Origin of the sequence: Novosphingobium sp. ERN07 (assembly GCF_012641335.1) — a bacterium.
Classification (GTDB): Bacteria; Pseudomonadota; Alphaproteobacteria; order Sphingomonadales; family Sphingomonadaceae; genus Novosphingobium.
The window spans coordinates 213,870-236,993 of sequence record NZ_JABAID010000006.1 but is presented as its reverse complement, the minus strand read 5'-3'; the positions used below and the strand labels follow the sequence as shown (position 1 = coordinate 236,993).

Here is a 23,124-nt window from a genome sequence, read left to right as displayed (position 1 = left end):
AATGCCCACCAGCCCGCTCAAATGCCCGCACTCGACCCGTCAAACACAAAACCGGTCAGCGTGCCGCCAAAGTCGCGGTTATTGCGGGTGTCCAGATGGCTGACCAGATCATCGCCGGGCTGCGCACGGCGCATCTCGATCAGCTCCTCGAAAAAATCGCCCAGCTTTCGTATTGCTTCCGCGCCCTGTGGTGCTCAGATGGTCGACCAAAGCTGCGCCACAGCCAGCTTGTGAAAGATCGGAGCCTGATCAGGCGCAAGCTGCAATTGCCGGTAGATCACCTGGAACGGGAAATGATGGGTATAATCCTCAATCAGATCGGCCTCGCATCAATCAATGACCTTTCTCATCAGCGCGTCGACTACCGGATCGACAACGCTCTCACCCCATTGGCGAACCACCTGTGGCAGGAACGCCTTTTGGAACACTTTGAGCAAGCGACCATGTTCCGGCGCGTCCATCACCGTGATCGTTCGTCCGAAACTCTTTCCCAGACTATGCTTGAAGACGTCATGATTACGAAAGCTCTTTGGGTCCATCAGCACGCGCCTGCACGCGTCGTGACAGAACACCAGGTACTGGTCCATATGCCCGAGCTGGAAATCGGGAATGTCAGTAAACAGCTTCCGATAACTGCCATTGTGCACGCTGCAGCATTCATCAGCTCGTGAAGTTTGGGATAGGGGTCGATCGTCTCGCCCGTTGCAGCTCGCTCGACCGCAAAAGCATCGAAACTCTTGTCTTCCAAATCTTCCAGCCGTGGCAGTTGCGCAAACATGACCAATCCTCTTCATCCTTTTTACATTATGACATTATTCGTCATTCTGTCAAAAGGATGAAGATTGCGGGCGGAATGAACGGCTGGGGCCAGATGGGGCCGGGGCATTCTGTGCAGTGGAGAAAGCGAAACCCCGATCGTCGATGCATGGCAGCGGGGATAGCCGCATTGTGCAAACATCAAGCATTCGGCCCGAGGGTAGCACTGATCACCGCCAGCAAGGCACCCCGCCGGGTCCTTGGACCGTGTTCCCTTGCCTGGATCGAAAGCGCGATTCGTCCTTCTGCTTCGTCGTGTGTGGGTCGGACCGTCGGCTAGCAGGCGTGCGCATTTTAACGTAAATAAGGGCAGGCCGCCCCCCTTGTGTAGGCCTGCCCCAGATCTAGGCGCTGCTATGCCCATCAGACGCCCAAAGCACCAAATGTATCAAGATCGCGCACCGCGACTCCAAATCTGTGGCCCTCTGCTACGCAGACTTCTTCGGGCTGCATTTCGGTAGGTGTGAAGGCCCACATGAAGCCATGCATTGCGTGGCGGCGGTAAGCTTCCCAGACCTCATCTGCCGGCGGTGCATCCTTGACGCCATTGGCAACGAGCCGCTGGCGATAATGCTCCAGCAGGTCGCGCTCATGCAGGCGCCGCTCGGCAACATCGAGCCCGCCAATAATGGAATAGGCGACATCGTGCATGTACGGCCCGGATTGCCAGCCCTGCCAATCCAGAAAGCCCGGCGTTCCATCGGTCTCGAAATACATGTTGCCCAGATGCGGATCACCATGACTGAAGCACTGCGCGATCTCGAGCGACCGCTTCCATTGCATTCGCAAACCGGCCTCCACCCGTTCACGATCGCGATACGGGCCCGTGATTTCCTTGCAGCGATCCATGGCCATGCAACGATCGAAATAGTCTTTTTCGAGCATCATCATTACCACCCGGTCCGCTGCGTCCCAGACATTCGAAAAACTGCGCAGAGGGGCCAATTGAGCCGAGTTCCACCACCGGGCGTGGAGGCAAGCAAGAATATCTAGTGCACCAGCCTGCTGGTCGAGCGTCATTGGCTTGGTCGCCAGCCCGAAACTGACGTTGCGCGCCGCGAGATCCTCGAGCAGCACCAATCCTTGCTCACCCTCGTCCCAGTCTGCCCAGAAAGCCTTGGGAATATTGATCTCGACCGAGGGAGCCCAGTTCTTGAAGAACTTGGCCTCCCAGACGAACGACTCGTCGAAGGTGAAATCATGGCGAATGAAGCCCCCCTTCAACCACATTGTCGGTGGCAGGCAATGGGCATGACCTGCTTCGTTGTAGGACAGCAGCAATCGCACCTTGGTCGCGGTGCCCGGAATGATCGTACCGAGGTAGAGCGACGTCACCACGGTTCCGGGATAGTCTTGCTGCAACACTTTTGTGAGCCAAGCGGCTGTAATTGACGCCGTGTCCTTGGGCAAGCCAGCTACTACAGGCCTTGTCACAGTATCGCATCCACCATCGGGCATCTTTCAAAACTCCGGTTTTCGGCGGCATCGATCGCATGATCCGCAAAAGCTGACTTGCTCCTCGGCAAGGTTCGAACTCAATAGCCCCCGAATTTGTAGGTCAAAGAAACACCATAGGTCCTAGGGTTGCCAGGAAGATAGGAACTCGTGCCCAACGGCGTATCCTCCAGCGCCAGAATGCGCTGATAATAGCGCGTCTGGCCCAGATTGCGGGCAAACAGCGCCACCTCAAGATCGGGCTCGTCCAACCTGTAGGCAATCCGCGCGTTGAGCACCCCAAAGCTGGGGATGCGGTTCGAGGTGCGATTGGTGTCTCCGAACAGCCCCTGCCCAATCAGCGGCCCAACGCCGAAGGTCTCACTGCGATAGGAATAGTCGGTGTGCAGCGCCAGTTTACCGGGGCCGACCGGAACTTCGTAATCCGCCGCCAGCGTGAACGACGTCTTGGGCGTGTAGGTGTATGGCGTGTCCCTGACATCAACACTCACGATCGCGCCATTGCGGGTCACCGGAATGTTGAAACTGGTGTATTCTGGATCGAGCAGCGTCAGAGCACCGCTCAATCGCAGCCCTTGCGTGGGAGCAACGACCAACTCGGCCTCGAATCCCTTGATACGGCCCTTTGCGATGTTCTGGTTGCCCGAAGTCAGGGTGCCGTTCGGCGCCACAACAGGCACGTTGCGCTGGATATTCTGATAGTCGCTGTAAAAGGCAGCGAGGTTGAGTCGAACGGTCCGGTCCAAAAAGTCGAACTTGCCGCCGATTTCATAGTCAGTGACGGTCTCCGGATCGAAGGTGACTGAGCTTCCGCCGGTAATCGCTCGCGTATTGAATCCGCCGGCACGATTGGCCTTGCTGGTCTTGATGTAAAGGAAAATGTCGTCCGATGCCTGCCAATCAAGCCCGGCGGTATACGACCAGTAATCATATGTTCTGCGGTTGGTGGAGGCACATACGCCCGGCGTATCAAGCGTCGTGGCGTCCATCGAACATGTAAAGTTGCCACTTCCGCCTGGGGTCTCAGCGCGGTTCCGTCGGACTATCGATCGGATGTCCTTGGTGTAGCGCAGGCCACCAGTGAACCGCAACGTCGGCGTTATGCTGTAGGTCAGCTGACCGAACCCAGCCTGACTTTCGTTTCTAACCGTTGCATCTACATAACCCAGCGAAGGGCTCAGCGGGAAGAGCGCGTAGCTCTTCGAACGGTCAGTGCCGTTCTCCACGAAATAGAACGCACCCAAGATATAGTCCAGATTTCCATCCAGCAGCGAACCTGAGAATTGCAGCTCCTGGCTGAACTGGCGCTGATGAATGAAGTTGCCGTCCGCCCTGACTAGGCCGCCTGTAAACAGGTAAGGCGTTCCGTCGTTGTCGGACAGCGATCCGGTATCGATGCCGCGCCATGCGGTGATCGACTTGACATTGAATGCTTCGGAAAAGTCATATTCAAAGGTACCGCTGGCACCCCATGTTTCCGCGTCGCCATAGATTCCGGGCATGCTGTTGAAGACGCGCCAGAAGCCGCCTGTCCCCCTGACATTGCCTTCCCAGGCATAGTTGGCAAGCGTGTCACCCGCAGGTCCTTTTACAGGACAGGCGGCCAAGGCAGTCGGCCCCGAACACAAGCCGACCAGCAAGCCGTTCAATGCGGTGGGCGTAAAGCTCTTCAGGCCAACCAGTTCGCCACCCGTGCGACGATCCGTATAGTCAGCCTGCAATGCCGCACGAAATGCGCCGCCATCGTCAAAGGCAATCGTTCCACGGACAAATTCGGTATTGTCGCCGCCGACACGCTGGTTGAACGGCACATTGACACCATAGCCTTCATGTTCGTTATGCGAATAGGCTACGCGCGCGGCGAGTCCCGCCGCGATCGGCACGTTGATGACTGCAGACAAGTCCCGCGCTTCGTAATTGCCGATACCCGCAGAGACCATACCTTCAAATTTATCGGTAGGCTTCCGGTTGACGACGTTGATGGCGCCACCGGTGGTGTTGCGACCGAACAGCGTTCCCTGCGGTCCCCGCAACACCTCGACGCGCTCAACATCCAGAAAATTGAACAATCCGCCAGAAGAACGCGCGACATATACGCCATCGACATAGGCACCGACCGACTGATCGATAGCAATCAGGCCATCAGGCGAGCTCTGGCCGCGCAATGAAAATGATGCCGAGCCAGGCTGTGCAGTTGCAGGCTGGACAACAAGCCCCGGCGCAATCGCTTGAAGCTGATCAACGGTACGCACCTGATTGTTCGTGAGGGCGTTGCCATCGACAGCAGTTACAGCCACCGGCGTCGATTGCAGGCTCTCTGACACCCGGCGGGCCGTAACAACGATATCCTGGATACCTCCGCCCGTTTGATCATCTGCCTGGTCGCCCTGAGCTTCCTGAGCCGACACTGGAGACGCTTGAATGCCCGCGAGCAGGGTTGCGGCCAGAAGTGTCGAACGTAGCACCGTTTTCATTTAGACATCCTCCCTCTAATCTGCGGCGCCCGCTATTCCCGGACGTCCTTGCCGCATCCTGCCTATGGCGAAACATCTTAATCGTCAATATAATTAATACGGCTTTGAAGATTTTGCCGCTCTGCCGCGTTTGCGCCGCTGTTGGCATCGGGCAGCGCAGCAAGCTCGGCCCAGCTGCCATCTGATAGCTCTTGACTACCTTTTAATCTCAAAATCATATAAACGATAATAGTGGTTGTCAGAACCCCCGGCGACGCCTGCGCTGCCATCCGCAGCCCTTGCCTCGGATCGAAATTGGACAGGATGAACTAGAGAATTGCGCTACATCTCAACGAGGAGCAGAGGATTCTGCAGCAGGAGTTGAGACAGCTTCTGACAGACCTGAGTTCATCCGACGTGCTTCGACAGTCTATCGAGAAGAACCAGCCCCTCGATCACAATGTCTGGAGGGCGCTGTCCGAGTTCGGCGTACTGGGCACGGCCATTGCAGAGGAATTCGGTGGCGTCGGCCTGGGAGCTTTGGAATTGGGCATCGTCTCCCAAGAAATCGGCCGCGCAGTGGCGCCGGTGCCATTCTTCTCCTCTGTGTGCCAGGCCGCCCAGACCCTCGCGCTGGCTGGCGCGCCAGACCAGAAGATGCGCTGGCTGCCCCTGATTGCCACAGGAAAAATCCATAGGCACTTTTGCCTAGGCAGAAGGAAACGAAGCCCTTGATGCAGCTTTTGTCAGCACCACGTTCAGCGCGGGCAGGCTGACCGGCTTCAAGACCGCCGTTGCCGATGCGGGCTGGGCTGGCTTATGCATCGTCGTGGCACGCGAAGAGGGTGCGCCGGTGCTGGCGCTGGTGGACCTGCATCAGCCGGACGTCCGCATCCGGGGCTTTCGGCCATTGACCAGCTTCGCCAGTACAGCGAGATCCAGTTCGACAATGCCAAGGCTGAATGACTGGGCCCGGTTGATGCCACGGCGATGCTTGATCAGCTTCTCGATCGATTTGCGGTGCTCGAAGCCTTCGAACAGGTGGGCGGCGCGGAAACCGCACTGACTATGGTCCGCGATTACACATTGGCGCGCACCATATTTGCACGCCCCCTCACGTCCTATCAGGCGATCAAGCACCGGCTTGCCGACAATCTGGCGGCGATCGAGCTGGCGGGTTGCAACGCACTTCACGCAGCCGAAGCGCTCGATCAGGATCGTGCAGATTTACCGGCCGCTGCGGCAACCGCGCGGATTGCTGCGATCAATGCGTATGAAGGCATGGCCCGCAACAACCTGCAATTCCACGGCGGTATCGGCTTCACATGGGAATCCGATTGCCATTTCCATTATCGCCGCGCACGACTGTTGGCGCTCAACCTCGGATCACGGGAATTCTGGTCTAAGCGCCTCATCACGGCGTTGGAAAACACCTCAGAGCCTGGCGCCGTTTCGGGAGCACGCCTCTCCAGTCGTCCGGACTGTGATGAAGATGCCGCCTATCGGGCTGCCGTCCAAGCCTGGCTGGCCGAGCAGAAACTCGGCTTTCAGCCGCTGCCTGCACATTGGGAGACGCCCGAGGCCGCCAATCTTGCCAAACGCTGGGCACAGACCAAGCATGCGGCAGGCTATGCAGCCATTGCACGACCGGTCGAAATGGGCGGAGCCGGCGGGACAAAGCGACAGCAGCAGATACTTGCGCAGGAAGAGTCTCGGGCAGGCCTCACAATGCCGCTTGGCGGCATCGGCTATGCGCAGGCCATGGCAGCGATAGGACGTCACGGAACTCCAGAGCAAAGGCAGCACTGGGAGGCGGCGACCTATCGCGGCGACGTCTACTGGTGCCAGCTGTTCTCCGAACCCAATGCCGGATCGGACCTTGCAGCGGTTCGCACGCGCGCGGTTCGCCAGAGCGACAACTGGATTATCAACGGTCAGAAGGTCTGGACCAGCGGCGGCCACCTGGCCAATTTCGGCATCCTGCTGGCACGGACCGACCCTGTTTCCACGAAGCATGCGGGGCTCAGCTTCTTCATCATCGACATGCACCGGGACGGAATCACCACCCGCCCCATTCGGCAGATCAATGGCGAAACCGGGTTCTGCGAAACCTTTATCGTCGACGCAGTGGTTCCATGCAGCTACCGACTGGACGATGTCGGCAAGGGCTGGGCCGTCGCCATGTCGGTGCTAGCTGCAGAACGAACCACAACCAGCGGCATCGGCGAAGGCGAAAAACGCGTTTCGAGCACCTCGGCCAGAACGCTCATCCAGCGCGCACGTGCAGCACGCAGGAGCCAAGGCACAGCGCTCGATAGTGCACTGGTCCGTTCGCAGATAGCCCGGTTCCATGTCGAAGCGCAGGGGCTGAAGAACTACACCATCCGCCTGCAGCAGGTGTTGGCCGATGGTGCCAAACCCAACGGTAAAAGCCCTGAAGGCCATGTGAAGGTTACAGGCCCGACCATGCGCGGCCTCTCGGACGGCAATGCTAAAGGCAACCGCACCGCAGCTTGGTGCAAATCCCCCATCGGCGGCGATCTATAGTGCGCAATGGTCAGAGGCGGCTGGGCAGCGAAATGGAAGGCATACTGGCGAAACCACCGCTGCCAATAGGCGCTGTCAACACGCCTGATTCCGTGTCGCAACCATGTTGCACGGAGTTGCCGGGAACCCAGCGGAATGAACAGAAAAGCCCGGAAATCAACGCAACAAGGCGCAACACGTCAATTGGAACGACCAAACGGCAACCCACCTAAATACATTTAATTTTCAACGATTTAGATGGTAGCGGAGGAGGGACTCGAACCCCCGACACGCGGATTATGATTCCGCTGCTCTAACCAGCTGAGCTACTCCGCCACATCCAGACCGTTGCCGTGTTGGGCTGGTCCGTCGGTAGGCCGCGCTCCTAACCGCGCTGTGGCGCATGGTCAACCGGTTAGCCGGGGAATTTTTTCGTTCGGCAGAAAAATCCACAAACATAGTTGGAACAGTCCGCATTCAAGCGCGGCATTGTGATCTGGTGCCGCTGCAAGCCGCATAATTTCCCGCACGAGCCGCACCCCGCCTCTGATTTTGAACGATAAATTTTCTGTAATTATCTCCGCGTTTACCATTGTCTGCGAGGAATTACGTAAATCTACTAAGGGCATAGCCGCTAATCCATCGAAAATGAACCGATTGGAGATGCGCTGCGCCCCGGAAGTTGAGGGCAGTAGAATGCGGTCCGACGTAAAGACGTTGCTGGGCAGGCTGGGGCGAAGCCAGTTCAAGTACAAGGAATTTGCCGACCGTTTTTCCGAACTGGAAACCTGGCCCGTTTTCGAAGCGGTGATCCGTGATCCGCGCGTTTTCGAAAGCGCAGCGCACAGCTTGGCCCCTGCGACCGCACAATCCTCGCCCGAAATGGCCCCTATCGGTTCGGTTCTCTCGCGCAAATATGGCGGAGACGAGGCCGCACCCAAACAAAAACCGGGAGGAGACGTCCGCAGCCTGCTCGCCCAGATCTCTGCAGCAGCACAGAAGGGGACCATCTGATGGCACTCGTTCTCCTTTCCGGCCTGCGCGGCGGCGTTGGCGTGACCAGCCTTGTGGCCAATCTGGCCATGACGATCGCGAGCGGCGGGCAATCGGCGGTAATCCTCGACCTGTCGCAAAGCAGCACACTGGGCCTTCATTTCGGCCTTGATTCCCATCAGCCATTGCCGGGCTTCGATGCCCCTGCCGCTGCGGCAGGTCCGATTCACGGGGTCAGGTTGCTGGATGCCGCAGCGCAATCGGCCAGCAAGGATCTCGGTGAAGGCCTTGCTTGCGGCGATTTCAGCTTTGCGGGCGAAGTGATCCACATTGCAGACCTCTCGGGTGCCGCAGCAGGCGCTGCTGAACAATTGCGTCCCTTTGCCGATATCGAACTTTGCGTGCTCGCGCCGACCGCCGAGTGCCTCTACGGCTTGCCTGCTGCGCTCGCGACGCTGCCGGCCAACACATTTTTCATCCTCAATCGTTGCGACGATACCCGCAGGCTTGGCCGCCATGCCGCCAGCTTCGTGCGCGAACTGCTGGGCGAGCGGCTGCTGACCACGATCCACGCAGACGAAGCCGTGGCCGAAGCCGGCGCAATGATGCAGCCGCTTTCACGCCACTCTCCCGCGAGCGCCGCGCTTGCCGACATTACGGGCATCGCGAAACGGATAGCCCTGCTGTCGGCCCCCATCCGGCTTGGCTCCCTGCCTGACGCAAACGACACGCAAAGCAACGCTGCATGATCCGCCTGTACAACAAGATGCTGCCGTGGATCACCATCGGCGCTATCCTCTTTGCGGCTGCCGTCGTGATCGGCGTCCCGCTCGATCTGCACCAGCAGTGGCTGATGGCAGGCGGCACGGTCATCGGCACGATACTGCTTTCGCGGCGCGGTTCGCGCAAGGCGGCGCTGACTCTGGGGATTCTCGCGATCCTCACCTCCACCCGCTACATGTTCTGGCGCACCACCCAGACCTTGCAGTTCAACACCTTGCCCGAATTCCTGTTCGGCAGCGGCCTCTATCTGGCAGAGCTTTACGCCTGGGTCCTGCTGCTGTTGGGCTTCCTGCAAACAAGCTGGCCGCTTGAACGCCCGCCAGTGGAGATCGAAGGCGACCCCGACCACTGGCCGACAGTCGATGTCTACATCCCGACCTACAACGAAAGCCTGGAGATCGTCCGCAACACGGTCTACGCGGCAATGGACATGGATTACCCGGCAGACCGCTTCCGGGTCTTTATTCTCGACGATGGCCGCCGCCCCGAATTCCGCGCCTTCGCGCGCGAGGCAGGCTGTGGTTACATCACGCGCGACAACAACCTGCACGCGAAGGCCGGCAATCTCAACGCCGCCATGAAAAAGACCGATGGCGAGTTGATCGCCATCTTCGATTGCGACCACGTGCCCACACGCTCGTTCCTGCAACTGTCGCTTGGCTGGTTCCAGAAGGACGCCAAGCTGGCATTGATGCAGACGCCGCACTTCTTCTATTCGCCCGATCCTGTGCAGCGCAATCTGGCTCCCGTGCGCGATATGCCCGGCGAAGGCGACCTGTTCTACAACCCAGTTCAGGACGGCAACGACCTGTGGAACGCCACGTTCTTTTGCGGATCATGCGCCGTGATCCGCCGTGAAGCGCTGATGCAGACCAATGGTTTTGCGGGCGAGACGGTGACCGAGGACGCGCACACCGCGCTCAAACTGCAGCGCATGGGGTGGAACACGGCCTATATCTCGGCGCGCCTTTCCGCAGGCCTCGCCACAGAACGCCTCGTCGTCCATGTCGGTCAGCGCATCCGCTGGGCGCGCGGGATGACCCAGATCATGCGCATCGATAATCCGCTTCTGGGCAAGGGCCTGAAATGGCAGCAGCGACTTTGCTACCTCAATGCCATGCTGCACTTCCAGTTTCCGCTGCCGCGCATTGTGTTTCTCACCAGCCCGCTGGCCTACCTGATCTTCGGCCAGAATATCATTCAGGCCTCTGCCTCGCTGATCTTTGCCTATGCCCTGCCCCACCTGTTCTGTTCGCAGGTTGCATCCGAGCGGCAGCAGGTTGGTTGGCGGCGTCCGTTCTGGGGGGAGATCTACGAAACGATCCTCGCCTTCCACCTGGTTGCACCCACCGTCATCACATGGTTCCAGCCGCGCAAGGGCAAGTTCAACGTGACCGACAAGGGCGGCGTGCTGGACCGGACCTATTTCGATTGGGCCATTGTCAAGCCGCACCTGATCACGGTTGGCCTGTTGGTTGGCGGCATGGCGCTGGCTATCGCCAAGTACGCCTTCTTCCCGCAATACTTCAACGTCCAGCTCGATACGTTGGCGCTCAATCTGGCATGGGCAAGCTTCAGCCTGATCCTGCTGCTGGCCGCTGTATCGGTGGCACGCGAAACCCGCCAATCGCGGCAGGAAATCCGCCTGCAAGCGCGCTTGCCCGTAACCGTCCACTTCGCATCCGGTCACGTTGCCAAAGGCATGACTACCGATATTTCGATGGGCGGCGCTGCGATTGAGCTGCCCGCGGGCGTTGCACCGCTCGATATCGCTGTCACGCACGTGGTCCTGTCCACCGGTGCTGAAAATCTGGCGATCCGCGTGGATCAGATCCGCCGCCGCGATGGCTTCGTTTCGGTCAAGTTCCGTCCGCTGGAAAACATTGCCGCACGCCAGCTTGTGCGCGCCATCATGGGTAGAGCCGACGCCTGGCAGCGCCCCGCCCCACCCGAGCGCGTGGCAGGACTGCGCTCGCTTCAGGATATCATCGTGATCGACGCCATGACCGTAAAGCGCGCATTGCGCCTGAACTTTGCCGAACGCAGGGTGCAAAAGGCAGAACAGGCCGCGATGGCGAAGGCCGCAAAGGACGCAGAAAAGGCCTCCGGTCTTACCGCTGCCCCCCTCGCGAAAGCCGCCGCCATCGCGCTCGCCATTGCGACTGCCGGATATGCAATGCTGCCCGGCGCAGTCCGTGCCGCACCCGTCGTCGCGCCCTCAGCGCCCGCGCCAACCACCACGGCACTCGATACCGAACGCCTTACCTTCAAGGACTTGCGCATCCGCAACGCGATCCGCCTTCAGGGCACGCGCGGCGAAATCAGCATTCCCTTCGGCATCCGGCAGGACGAAGTGGTCAGCGCCGCCACAATCACGCTTCAGGCGGCATGGTCGCCCGCCCTGCTGGGCGACAGCAGCCAGCTCGTCGTCATCGTCAACGGTGAAGTCGCACAGATCGTCCCGTTGAAGCCAGAGAACTCAGGCGGACAGGTTATCACCGTTCCGGTCAACCCTGCGCTTTTCCTGCCGGGTGACAATCAGCTCAACCTGCGCCTGATCGGCCACTATGCGCGCGATTGCGAAGATCCGTTCAACAGCCTGCTCTGGGCCAACATCAGCAACACCCGCTCGTGGCTGGATCTGACCAAGCAGCATCTGCCGATGCGCCCTGACCTCGCCCGCCTGCCAGCGCCCTTCTTCGAAAAGGGCATCAACGCCGCGCTCAAGGTGCCGTTCGTCTTTGCCGGACAGCCCCGCGCCGGCGAGCTTGAGGCTGCAGCGCCCATCGCATCGTGGCTGGGCAGCCTTGCCAGCTATCGCGGCTTCGCGTTCAAGCCCTCTTTCGGCCAGCTTCCCACCGGCAACGCCGTGGTCTTCCTCAATCGCAACGGCGCAATGCCCGAACTCGGCCTTGCGGTGAACGGTCCCTCGGCTGCCGTCATCGCCAACCCGCGCGACAAGACTGGTACGTTGCTCGTCATCATGGGCCGCGACAATGCCGAACTGCGCCTTGCCGCTGGAGCCATTGCCACCGGAAAGGGCGTGTTCGGCGGCCCGCGCATGAGCTTCGAAGGCGCGCGCATCCCCACTTGGCCACGCTACGGCGCGCCACGCTGGCTGCCGACCGACCGCGCCATCCGCCTTGGTGAAATGACCGAACCCTATGCCCTCCAAGGTCTGGGCCTGCCCCCCGGCCCTCTAACGGCGCGCTTCCGGGTTGCCCCAGACCTGTTTTTCTGGCCGCGCCAAGGCGGCGAGATCGATCTGCGCTATCGATATCCGATCGCCAACTGGCTTGATCGCGATGCGTCGCGCCTCGATGTTTCGATGAACGGACAATATCTGAAAACGCTGCCGCTCACCGGTAGCTGGTGGACGGGTCTGTTCGGATCGAAGGGCGTAAACAGCCACGATGGCAATCAGAGCGTCGTTCTTCCACGCTATGCCCTGTTCGGCCAGAATGAGATCGTGTTCGATTACAACCTGATCGTCGCCAACAAGCAGAAGTGCACCGGAATGCTGCCCGATAACGTTCGCGTCTCGGTCCTGCCTGAATCGACCATCGACCTGACCGATGCCTATCACGGCATCGAAATGCCCGACCTCGCCCCTTTCGCCAGCGCAGGCTATCCTTTCACGGTGCGCCCCGATCTGGCTGAAACAACGGTGATCATGGCGGGTAACCCATCGCCCGCATCGGTCGAAGCTTTCCTTGGCCTGATGGGGCGGTTTGGCGATGCAACCGGCGCTGCCGCCACCGGCGTGACCGTTGCGGACCGTATCCAGCCAGAACGCCTTGCCGATCAGGACGTCCTTGTCATTGGCAGTTCCTCGCTTGCCGGGGCGGAGCAGTTCTTTGCGAATGCCCCGGTTCACTACGAAGGGGGCGGGCTGAAAGTCAGCCAGGGTTCGCCGCTGCAATACGTCGGCGCATTGTTCAGCAACCGTGATCAGGCTGATCCCGAAGAAGTCGCTGCCATCGTGCAAAGCGCGCGTGGCTTCACCGGCATTGCCAGCTTCCGCTCTCCCTATGCCCCGGATCGCACCGTTGTTGCCCTGTTGGCCGATGATCCGCGCCAGTTGCCGCAATTGGTCGATGGCATGGCCGATGCCAAGATCAACGCCCAGATTCAGGGCGATCTTTCCGTCACTTCGGGCGATGGGATGGCCAGCTATGCTGTCGGCCCGACCTACTGGGTCGGTTCGCTGCCGATATGGATGAAAGTGGCTTACTGGTTCAGCAAACGGCCGCTGCTGATGGCGCTGTCCACCCTGTTGCTGGCGCTTGCTCTCACCGGCCCGGTTTATCTGTTTTTCAGCCGCCAGGCCAAGGCCCGCCTTGCTGCCAATGATGAAGAGGGTGCCTGAGATGCGCCGCATGCAAAGTTCCGTGCGGGTCGCACTCGTCGCAGGCCTGCTGGCTGGTGTAACCATGCCCACCGTCGCCCTGGCTGAAACGCCCGCAGTGAAGGCCCTGCTCGATCAGGCGGCCTACTGGCGGTCCAAAGGCCGCAATGATCTGGCGGACCAAGCGCTACGCCGCGCCCGCGCGCTCGATCCTTCGGCGGCAGAGGCAGCGCCTGTACGCCCCAAACCGGCACCTGCTCCAGCGGCGAAACCGGCTCCGGCACCTGCCCGTGCGGCGCCTGTTGCCAAGCCTGCACCAGCACCGCGCAACCCTTCCACCGCTCCGGCCCGCACGGCCTCCAGCACCGCCGGAACTGCCCGCGTCGCCGGGTTCTCCGCGCTCGATTCCGGTGACCTTTCCACCGCTGCTTCACGCTTTGAACGGGCGCTGGCGGCCGACCGCAACGATGGCGATGCACTGGGCGGCCTTGGCATCGTGCGCCTGCGGCAGAACCGTTTTGCCGAAGCGCGCGATCTGCTCGAACGGGCTTCCCGCCTGCCCGGCGCAGGCCGCTGGACCGAAGCGTTCGCCTCCGCCCGCTTCTTCGGCGGTATTGAAGACGCTCGTGAAGCGCTCAACAAGGGCTATATCGATAAGGCCCAAGCCATTGCCGAAGACACCGTCCGCCTCGGATATGCCCAACCGCAGCCCGCGCTGGAACTGCTTGCACAGATCTATGAAAAGCAGGGTCGCTTTGCCGATTCCGCCGATCTTTATCGCCAGGCCAGTGCCGGTGGCGGTGCCGACGAAGCCCGTCTTGCCAGCCGCGCCGCCAGAGGCAGAGCATTGGCCGCGATGGCGCGGGGTGATGACTATGCCGCCGAGCAGGAATTTCAGGGCGGGCTTGTGGCAGATCGCAACGATCCCTGGATCCGCTACGAATTTGCCCGTTTCATGATCGGGCGCGGTCGCCGTGCCGAAGCGGAATCTCTGGTCGGCTCGCTCGCCCAGTCGACCGACCCTGATGCGCTCTATGCTGCTGCCCTGATCAACAAGGATCTTGGCAACCTGCTCGCCGCCTCAGCCTTGGTAGAGCGCGTGCCCGAAAGCCGCCGCAGCCCGGCGATGCGCAACTTCTCGATCTCGATCAAGATCGAAGCCGCCATCGCCCGCGCCAAGGCACTTGCCGAAACCGGGCAGAAATCTGGTGCCATCTCGGCCCTTCGCCAGATTGCCAGCGTGCCTTCGCTGCCCGCTGCGCGCCGGGCCGAAGTGGCTGGCGCGCTCTATGATCTGGGTGACGAAGCGAGCGCGGCCAGCCTCGCCCAGTCGGCGCTGGATGGTGAGATCACCGACCTTGGTGGTTACGATGCGCTGGTGCGCGTTCTGGCTAGCACGGGGCGCGATGATCTGGCGCGGACCGCCTTGCAAAAGGCCTCTGCACTCGGCGGCTCATCACCCGATGCACAGCGCGCGGTGGCGCGGATGTCAGCGGGCCTTGCAGTTTCGCAAGCAGACCGGATGCGCCTTGCCGGCCAGTTCGCGCCTGCGTTCGATCTGCTGCAGGGCGCCTGGAACGCCGCGCCCGACAATACCGAAATCCTTGCCGCACTCGCCCGCCTTTACCAAAACGGCGGCATGGCTGCCCGCGCCGCGCAGTCCTATCAACTCGTGCTCGCCCGCGATGCCCGCAACCGAGACGCTCTGCTCGGCCTTGCGCAGACCGCGCAGGGTGCGGGCGACCGCGATCTGTCGAAGCAGGCCGCAGATCGTGCGCTGGCTGCTTACCCGGATGACTATCAGGTCCACCTCACACTTGCCCGCGTGGCGCAGGATCGGGGGGACAAGGGCGCCGCCGTGCGTCTGCTCAAGGAAGCGCGCGAACTCTATGCCCGCCAGAACGGCGGCACCACGGCCATCGCGCCGGGCGCAAACCCATTCGCCGCCACGACTGGCGCGGCGGACAGCAATCCCTTCCGCGCGCAGGCCTTTGCTGCCCCGGCACCTGTTGCAGTAAATCCTTTCGCGTTGGGAAATGGCACTCGCTTGCCGTCGCAGCCCGTGGGCAACACATACGCCAGTACCAGCTATACGCCCCAAGCCTATGCCTCCGCTGCACCGGTCGCCTCAATGCCATCAATGGTAGCGCAGTCGCCCGCCGCATGGGGCGGCGCGCCTGCCGGGTCGTTCGGGGTGCCCGCGCCAGCCATGCCAGCGGCGGACAATGGCTTCGAGTCAGGCGTGCCCGCTGGCCCGGTCGATCCGGTCCTTGCCTCCATCGCCTCCGATATCGAAACGCTCAGCGAGGACGCCCGCCCCCGCGCCGATCTTCAGACCGGTTATCGCAGCCGCAAGGGTGAAACCGGCCTCAGCGCGATGAGCGAGATCAAGGGCACTGCCGAATTCTCGACCGGCCTTGCCGGTGGCCGCGTGAAGGCGCGCGCCGAGGCCGTGGTGATCGATTCCGGTCGCCCCATCGGCTCAGGCCTCGCCCGCTTCGGCCAGAACGCCACTATCGAAGCGCAGGCCATCGTCGATGAAGAGCGCGCCGTTCTCAGCCAAGCACAAACGCAACAGGCATCCGGCGTCGCGTTCACCGTCGGCTATGCTGATCGCACAGTGCAGGTCGAAGGCGGCACCACGCCCATCGGCATGGGCGAAACCAAAGCCACCTTCCGCGCCGCAATCACACCCGAACTTTCACCCGGCGTGCAAGCCAAGGCATGGGCAGAGCGCAAACCGGTCACCGATTCCGTTGTATCCTATGCCGGCACCCGCGATCCCGTTACCGGGGAGCGCTGGGGGCAGGTCATGCGCACCGGCGGCGGCGCGGGTTTCTCCTATGATCGCAACGGCAACGGCGTTTACGGCGAAGTTGCCTACAACCAGTATCGTGGCGCCAACGTCCGCAACAATCGCGGGATCGAGGCCAACGTCGGCGGCTATCTTCGCCTGGTAAAAGGTGAACGATCGCAACTGACTGGCGGCATCAATGCCAATTACCAGACCTACGACAACAATCAGAACTTCTTCACTTACGGCCACGGCGGCTACTTCAGCCCACAAAGCTTCCTGTCCATCGGCTTCCCGATCAACTACACGCTGGAAAGCGAAACGCTGGACATCAAGGCAAACCTGACACCTGGTTTCCAGAGCTTCAGCCAGGATGAAACCGCGCTTTATCCCACCGACCCGGCGCTACAGGCCATTCTCGATGCCCTGAAAGACCTCAACACCGATGTGCGCGCTCGCTACGACAGCCTGAGCCGAACCGGCTTTGCCATCTCGGCAGGCGGCGAAGTTTATTACAAGGTTTCGCCCAATACGCAGGTCGGCGGCAACATTTCGTTCACAAGCTTCGGACAATACGAGGAATTCCGCTCGCTGATAGGAATTCGGCAGGCGATTGGAGGAACCCGGTGATCCAGATGCCCCTGCGTGAAGCCTTCGGCAGCACCCGCTCGCCCGGCGTTCCGCTGATCCTTTCCGAAGTTGTTGCCGAATTGGCAGATGCCGCTTCGCCCCAGCAGATCGCGGGCTTTGGGTTTGCGCTCGGCCAGCGTCTTGCCGCTCGCATCCGTTTGGATCAGGTGACAGGTCTGAACGACCTTGAGATGCACCTAAACCGCCTATGGAGCGAACTGGACCTTGGCGAATGCCACTTGGACGTGGATGAAACCGCGCTGGTGGTTGAACACGATCCGGGTCTTCTTCGTCCCGATGTGCTCTCCCCCGCCGCACGCCCATTCCTCGTCGAACTTCTGCGCGGCACCTTCGATGCCTGCTTCCGCGCGCTTGGTAGCGCCGCCAATGTTCAAACTTCCGCCACTTGGCATGAACGGAAAATCGAACTGCGTCATGGAGTTTGATCCCCTGCGTTTTGATCGCCGCGATGTCATTCTCGGCGGTATCGCCGTGCTGACCGCCGCCTGCGCCAAAGTGCCCAGCGGCAATGCGAAAGTGCGCCAAGGCTTCTGGCCTGCCTTCCGCGAACGCTTCATCACGCCCGCCGGACGCGTGATCGACAACGGCAATGGCAACATCAGCCACAGCGAAGGACAAGGCTATGGCATGTTGCTGGCCAGCCTTAACAACGACCGGGAAACCTTTGATTCGCTTGCACGATGGACTGCCGAAACGTTGCGTCGCAACGACGTGACGCTCCACGCATGGAAATACGATCCACGCGATGCCGTGGCCGTGGCGGATCGCAACAATGCTACCGATGGCGATATCCTGATCGCATGGGCACTGGCCCGCGCAGCAAAGGCGTGGAAGCGGTCCGATTATGCCCGCCAATCGACCGAAATTCGCAGCGCTATCCGCAGCCGCCTTGTGGTAGAGCGTGCTGGCCATCTGGTGCTGCTGCCGGGGTTGCAAGGCTTTTCCGACGCACATCGCACCGTGGTCAACCCATCATACTACATATGGTCCGCACTTGATGCCTTTGCCGCGCTTGATGGCGAAGCGGTTTGGGCGCCGGTTACGGACGATGGCATAAAGCTGCTCACCGCCGCGCGGTTCGGCAACCATTCACTGCCGGTCGATTGGTTCGAAATCGCACCCGACGGCAAGCTATCACCCGCCAGCGACAAGCCGCCCCGCTTCGGCTTCGATGCCATCCGTGTGCCGCTTTATGCCAGCGCGGGCCGCCGCATGGCGGTGGCCGATTCCGTAGCCGCATGGTGGCGCGGCCTGTCCACCAGTGGAGCGCAAATTCCGGCCTGGATTGATGTGCAATCAGGAGAGGTCGCTCCCTATGGCCTGTCCGCGGGTGGGCAGGCCGTGGCGGCGCGCGTGTTGGGCGGTCCGCAGCCCGAAACGCTCGATCAGGATTATTATTCTGCGATCCTGCAATTGCTGGCGCACTACTTGGTCTGACCGCCCTCTTCTCAACAAAGGATTCGAGCGCACGGCAGGGCAATCCTAATGTGATGGCAGTTCCTGCAGATCACCGCGATTGCGCGCGATTGCAGGCTGGCATCTGTAAGGAGTGTTCAATGTCGCACAGCCCGTTTTCTCTTTGGAAATCCTTGCGCGCGGCAGGATGGCTCACATCGCTGACTGCCGGACTTATCGCCTCCGCCCTGCCCGGCACTGCCGTTGCGCAAGTAACCAAGATACAGTCCAACCCCAACGCGCTGATCCTTGAAGCCGCCGATGTGAAGGCGGGAACCGACATGATCTTCCTGTCGGGCCAGCTTGCAGCGCCGCTCGATCCGGCAAAGCCCGGTGCCACCATTGCCGATTACGGCGATACGAAAACGCAGACCATCAGCGTGCTCACCAAGATCAAGACGATCCTTGAAGCGCGCGGTTACACGATGGCCGATGTTATCAAGCTGACGCTGTTCGTCGCCGCCGACCCGAACCTGGGCAAGATGGATTTTGCCGGTGCGAATGAAGGCTTCAAGCTGTTTTTCAAGACGCCCGAAAACCCCAGCACGGTCGCCCGTTCCACCTTTCAGGTCGCAGCCCTTGCCGCTCCGCAGTTCCTGATCGAGATCGAGGCGATCGCCGCCAAGAAGAAGTAACGCTCAAGCTTCGGCCCACTGGCGCAGGAGATTGTGGTAGACCCCGGTCAGACGAACAATCGCCGGGTCACCCTGCCCCACCTGCGCCGCAAGGGTCTGGATGGACTGGTCCAGTTCGAACAGCGTATCGCGCGCGGCGTCATCACGCACCATCGACTGGATCCAGAAAAAGCTGGCCACGCGGCGTCCGCGCGTAACGGGCTGCACCATGTGCAAGGACGACGACGGATAAAGCACGGCATCCCCCGCCGCCAGCTTGACCGTCTGTGCGCCAAAGCGCGTTTCGATGGTCAGTTCGCCGCCATCGTAGGCTGCCGGGTCTTCAAGGAAGACCGTCATCGACAGATCACAGCGGACCCGAAAATCGGTTCCGGCCCGCAGACGCATCGCATTGTCAACATGAAGGCCATAGGTCTGCCCACCGGCGTAGCTGTTGAACATCGGCGGATAGATGCGCAGCGGCAGCGCAGCGGCGATAAACAGCGGGTTGCCCGAAAGCGCTGCCAGTACGATCTGCCCGGCATCGCGCGCGGCTTCACAATCTTCCGGCAATTGCAGATTGTGCTTCACCAACCGCGCCTGATGGCCACTGGTGGCATTGCCATCTTCCCAATCGGCGGCATCGATCAGCGCGCGAAGCGCAGTAACGTCTTCGGGCCGCAACAGAGCGGGAATGGGCAGCAGCATCGAAAATCGTCAGGCTGATTGTAGAACGAAGGGAATTTCGACCACGCCTTTGACCTTTACCGCCGCTCCCCCACGCGTGGTGGGCTGCCAACGCCAGCGGCGCACGGCAGAAAGCGCTGCATCATCAAGCCGGGCAAAGCCGCTGCTCCTGACGACCGATATCGCCTCAACCGCGCCATCGATGCCCAGCACGAGCAGAAGTTCGACGGTGCCCTGTTCCTTGCGGCGACGGCTTTCCACCGGATAGCGCGGCGGTTGGCCAGCAACCATGCGTGTGCCGAGCGAATCCGACGTAATCGTGGATGGTGCGGCAACCGGCGCTGGCGGTGTGGGCGGCGCAGGCGGGGCCGACACTGCAACAGGTTGCGATACCGGCACGGGATCGGCCACTGGAACCGGCATGGGCTGCGACACCGGGATCATCAGCGGCACAGGCGGCGGCGTGATGCGCGTTTCCAGCTTCTGCTGCTGCAGCTTGTCAGGCGTGGATGCAGGGGGCGGCGGTGGGGGCGGCGTGAGGTTCACCGCAACGAACCGGTCTTCCTGCTTGGCCACGGCCTGATATCTCAGCCCTAGCAGAACTGGCACAATCGCAAGATGAACCGCGACGGCCAAGGCGACGCCGGGCAAGCTGGATTTGCGCCCTTCACCATATCGCCCGCCCGACGGGGTATCGACAGCCAGTCCCGAAGCGACCGGCGCAACCGAACCACGCGATGGATATGCGGCGCACTCGCTCTGCTCGTCCGCAATCACGAAATCATCTCGTTCAAGGAACATGCCGCACTCCAACTGCGAATCACTGTCAAATGCAAGAGCGCTTTTGCAATAGATTCGCATTATTTAAAATGACCGTGATCAAAAATGTGTCAGGCCGCCCCATTTTTGGCGAAGCGGCCTGACATCACCTCATTTCAGATCAAAAGCTGTAGTTCAGGCTGAACACCGCAGAGCGCGTCGGCGCGGGCTGCGCCCAGCTTCCGCCCAAGGCATTGCGCACGGTCGTGACATACTTCTCGTTGGTGAAGTTCTGCACGTTCACCTGCGCCATCAGGCGGTCGGTGATCGGGTACGATGCCATGAAGCGGTGGATCGTATAGCTCGGCACGTAATAGGGCACATAAGTGCCCGCCGTGAGTAGTGCCAGCGTGGGCGAATTGAGCAGGAACTTGCCCTGATAGGTCACGCCATATCCCAGTTCCAACCCGAAGCCGAAGCGATAGGTGGTGAACAGGCTGCCCGAATGCTCAGGCGTGTTGGTCAGTTGCGTGCCACCCGTGGGATTGGGGAATGCTGCCGATGTGCCGCATGCCGTGCCCGGATTGGCAAGGCAGAAGTCCGATACGCCCTGCTGGATCTTGGCATCCAGATACATGTAGTTGGCCGAGATCGTCCAGTTTTCGGTAATATTGCCCGATGCGCCGAACGAAATACCCTGCACGCGCTGGTTCCCGTCCAGCCGCTGTTCGACAACCGTAGGATCGCCCGACGGCACGCGAATGCTGTCACGTTCGTTGCGGAACCATGCCAGCGTCACCAGCAGCTTCTTGTCGAAGAGATCGGCCTTTGCGCCTACTTCATAATTCTTGGTCGTTTCGGGCGCAAGGTTGCAGGTGGCGACAGCGCATGAACCGTCAACCGCCGTCTGCGAAGGGTTCTTCGACGTGCCGGTCGCAATATAGAGGCTGGTATCCGGCGTCGGCTTGAACACGGCACCGATGCGGTAGGAGAACAGGTTGTTCTCGTCCTCGAACGGCCCGGTCGTGCCGCTGATCTGGCCCAGCGTAGCGCCGGTCGTGGCATAGGACACCGTGCGGTTGGAACCGCGCACGTTTTCATAGCGCACGCCGCCGGTCAGCTCGAACATATCGCCAAACTTCATCGTATCGAACGCGTAGGCCGAGATCGCTCGGCGCTTGCCCCGGTTCTTGCTGCTCAAGATGAAATTGACCGGGCCAGTGTAGACATTGCTGCCATAAGTGAAACCGTCAGGCCCCTGCACCACTTCACCGGGATTGGCGATGTTGACGAGGGCGAAGGTCGGCGTCGTGCCATCGGCATTGCGCGGCAGGTTGCCCTGGGTCTGATCGAACTCCTCCCACAGCGCCGAACCGCCGATGACCAGCGAGTGTTCGATGCCCCCGGTCGAGAAGTTGGCCGTCAGATCAAGCTGATCGTAGAACGTGCTGTTGTTGATGAAGCGCTGCACACCACGCCCGCCGGTGGGCAGGTAATACCCCGCAGGAATCGTAGCCGGGCACGCCGCTTCGACCGAAGGCACCGCGAACGTTCCGGGTTGAAGGCCGGTGGACGCAAGGCAGAACGTGCCGGTGGGCTGGCTGGTTACGGTGTCCTGCGCGATATGTTCGTACCGCGTCAGGTTGCGGATGCTCACCCCTTCACCCAGTTCGTGGCTGAAGATCGCCTGCACTGCGTTGGTCTTCGAATTCTGCTTGTCAAGATTGGCAAAGCCATAATACCCGCTGCGGTCGAAGTCTGAAAGGAAGCCGCCAAGGTTGGCGTAATAGCGCAAGCCGTACTGCGGCATGGCCTCGTCGTTTAGGTGTTCATACTGCAGCGTCAGGCTGGTCGGGCTGTCCACACCAATCGTGATCGATGGTGCCACGCCCCAGCGCTTGTAGAATTCCACATCGCGACCGGGCACATCATTTTCATGATAGACCGCGTTCAGGCGCACCGCGATCAGATCGGTCACGCGGCGGTTGATATCTACAGTGGCGCGATAATAGTTGTCGGTGCCAACGGCAGCGCTGATCACGCTCTGATCGTTGGCCAGCGGCTTTTTGGTGACGAGATTGATGTTACCCGCCACCGAACCGCCGCCGTTGAATACGGAATTGGCACCGTTGGACACTTCGATCTGTTCAATATTGTACGTCTCGTTGCGATTCTGGAAAGCGGAACTGCGCACGCCATCGATGGTCACGTCGTTCTTGGCATCCTGCCCGCGCAGGATGATGCGGTCGCCATAGCCGAAGCCACCCTCGCCCGCGCCAAACGTGATGCCCGGCACCGTCTGAAGCACATCGCGCAGCGTCAGCAGGTTCTGCTGCTGGATCGATTTGGACGAGATCACCGTGATCGTCTGCGGCGTGTCGAGCAGCGGCGCAGTATACTTGGGCGATGCGGCACGCTCCACCTTGACCTGCGGCTCCTCAATCGCCGTATCGGTCACCGTCATACCGCCAAGGCGCTGGCCTTCGCTGGCCTCCTGCGCCTGCGCTGGGCCGGTAAAGGTCATCGCCCCTACGCAGCTAAGCGCCAGGAAAGACGGCACTGATCTCGATTTGGTCATGTATTCCCCCGATCGTGAATGGAAGGTTTCGATCTGCGGGAGGCCCGCTATTGCGAATCACTCGCATTGTCAACGTAACCACATTGAGTTTCATTCATAATTCACGAAAGGTTTGCGCTTTGGGGGTGGCGACTTCCCCCTAAAACACCGGATTTTCCGGCATTTTCACAGCACTGCGACAATTTATTGTACATTTCGCTCTTGCGCATCGT

Annotated in this window: 16 protein-coding genes and 1 tRNA gene; 10 read left to right on the top strand and 7 right to left on the bottom strand. The window is 60.8% G+C overall.

Annotated features, from left to right (window positions below):
• Positions 1-671: hypothetical protein (locus tag HGI47_RS11085; RefSeq protein WP_206066126.1), on the top strand; the 671-nt coding region annotated here is incomplete at its 5' end.
• Positions 672-1,179: 508 nt separating this feature from the next.
• On the opposite strand, the gene HGI47_RS11080 is transcribed toward HGI47_RS11085, so the two are convergent.
• The 3 genes from HGI47_RS11080 to HGI47_RS11070 all read right to left on the bottom strand — a co-directional run bounded on the left by HGI47_RS11080 (position 1,180) and on the right by HGI47_RS11070 (position 5,014).
• Complete coding sequence (locus HGI47_RS11080; RefSeq protein ID WP_168852823.1) at positions 1,180-2,226, bottom strand: phosphotransferase; 1,047 nt, start codon at positions 2,224-2,226, stop codon at positions 1,180-1,182.
• 125 nt (positions 2,227-2,351) lie between these two features.
• A complete protein-coding gene (locus tag HGI47_RS11075; RefSeq protein ID WP_168852822.1) occupies positions 2,352-4,745 on the bottom strand; it encodes a TonB-dependent receptor in 2,394 nt (797 codons plus the stop codon).
• A gap of 77 nt (positions 4,746-4,822) precedes the next feature.
• Positions 4,823-5,014 (bottom strand): hypothetical protein, encoded by a 192-nt coding sequence (locus HGI47_RS11070; RefSeq protein ID WP_168852821.1) that lies wholly within the window; start codon positions 5,012-5,014, stop codon positions 4,823-4,825.
• 46 nt (positions 5,015-5,060) lie between these two features.
• On the opposite strand from HGI47_RS11070, the gene HGI47_RS11065 reads away from it, so the two are divergent.
• Positions 5,061-5,459: an acyl-CoA dehydrogenase family protein gene (locus HGI47_RS11065; protein ID WP_370521693.1), complete on the top strand. Its 399-nt coding sequence runs from the start codon at positions 5,061-5,063 to the stop codon at positions 5,457-5,459.
• Positions 5,460-5,714: 255 nt separating this feature from the next.
• Positions 5,715-7,271: an acyl-CoA dehydrogenase gene (locus HGI47_RS11060; protein WP_168852819.1), complete on the top strand. Its 1,557-nt coding sequence runs from the start codon at positions 5,715-5,717 to the stop codon at positions 7,269-7,271.
• A 238-nt stretch (positions 7,272-7,509) separates the two neighbouring features.
• Here HGI47_RS11060 and HGI47_RS11055 read toward each other — a convergent pair.
• Positions 7,510-7,586, bottom strand: a tRNA-Met gene (locus tag HGI47_RS11055).
• 360 nt (positions 7,587-7,946) lie between these two features.
• Between HGI47_RS11055 and HGI47_RS11050 the strand changes: the two genes are divergently transcribed.
• The 7 genes from HGI47_RS11050 to HGI47_RS11020 all read left to right on the top strand — a co-directional run bounded on the left by HGI47_RS11050 (position 7,947) and on the right by HGI47_RS11020 (position 18,909).
• Positions 7,947-8,264 (top strand): hypothetical protein, encoded by a 318-nt coding sequence (locus HGI47_RS11050; RefSeq protein WP_168852818.1) that lies wholly within the window; start codon positions 7,947-7,949, stop codon positions 8,262-8,264.
• Positions 8,264-8,992: a cellulose synthase operon protein YhjQ/BcsQ gene (locus HGI47_RS11045; protein WP_168852817.1), complete on the top strand. Its 729-nt coding sequence runs from the start codon at positions 8,264-8,266 to the stop codon at positions 8,990-8,992. The genes HGI47_RS11050 and HGI47_RS11045 overlap by 1 nt, the downstream gene beginning before the upstream one ends.
• On the top strand, positions 8,989-13,395 hold the full coding sequence (gene bcsA / locus HGI47_RS11040; protein ID WP_168852816.1) for a UDP-forming cellulose synthase catalytic subunit: 4,407 nt from the start codon (positions 8,989-8,991) through the stop codon (positions 13,393-13,395). Before HGI47_RS11045 ends, bcsA begins: the two co-directional genes overlap by 4 nt.
• 10 nt (positions 13,396-13,405) lie before the next feature.
• Positions 13,406-16,798: a cellulose biosynthesis protein BcsC gene (locus HGI47_RS11035; RefSeq protein ID WP_168852815.1), complete on the top strand. Its 3,393-nt coding sequence runs from the start codon at positions 13,406-13,408 to the stop codon at positions 16,796-16,798.
• Complete coding sequence (locus HGI47_RS11030) at positions 16,795-17,244, top strand: hypothetical protein (RefSeq protein WP_168852814.1); 450 nt, start codon at positions 16,795-16,797, stop codon at positions 17,242-17,244. The genes HGI47_RS11035 and HGI47_RS11030 overlap by 4 nt, the downstream gene beginning before the upstream one ends.
• Complete coding sequence (locus HGI47_RS11025) at positions 17,234-18,256, top strand: glycosyl hydrolase family 8 (RefSeq protein WP_240950131.1); 1,023 nt, start codon at positions 17,234-17,236, stop codon at positions 18,254-18,256. The genes HGI47_RS11030 and HGI47_RS11025 overlap by 11 nt, the downstream gene beginning before the upstream one ends.
• A gap of 119 nt (positions 18,257-18,375) precedes the next feature.
• On the top strand, positions 18,376-18,909 hold the full coding sequence (locus HGI47_RS11020) for a RidA family protein (protein WP_168852813.1): 534 nt from the start codon (positions 18,376-18,378) through the stop codon (positions 18,907-18,909).
• A gap of 3 nt (positions 18,910-18,912) precedes the next feature.
• Here the strand turns inward: HGI47_RS11020 and HGI47_RS11015 are convergent, their stop codons facing one another.
• The 3 genes from HGI47_RS11015 to HGI47_RS11005 all read right to left on the bottom strand — a co-directional run bounded on the left by HGI47_RS11015 (position 18,913) and on the right by HGI47_RS11005 (position 22,912).
• Positions 18,913-19,596 carry a Fe2+-dependent dioxygenase gene (locus HGI47_RS11015; protein ID WP_168852812.1) on the bottom strand — a complete coding sequence of 228 codons (684 nt, stop codon included), beginning with the start codon at positions 19,594-19,596 and terminating at the stop codon, positions 18,913-18,915.
• 9 nt (positions 19,597-19,605) lie between these two features.
• A complete protein-coding gene (locus HGI47_RS11010; protein ID WP_168852811.1) occupies positions 19,606-20,376 on the bottom strand; it encodes an energy transducer TonB in 771 nt (256 codons plus the stop codon).
• A 139-nt stretch (positions 20,377-20,515) separates the two neighbouring features.
• Complete coding sequence (locus HGI47_RS11005) at positions 20,516-22,912, bottom strand: TonB-dependent siderophore receptor (protein WP_168852810.1); 2,397 nt, start codon at positions 22,910-22,912, stop codon at positions 20,516-20,518.
• Positions 22,913-23,124: the final 212 nt, after the last annotated feature.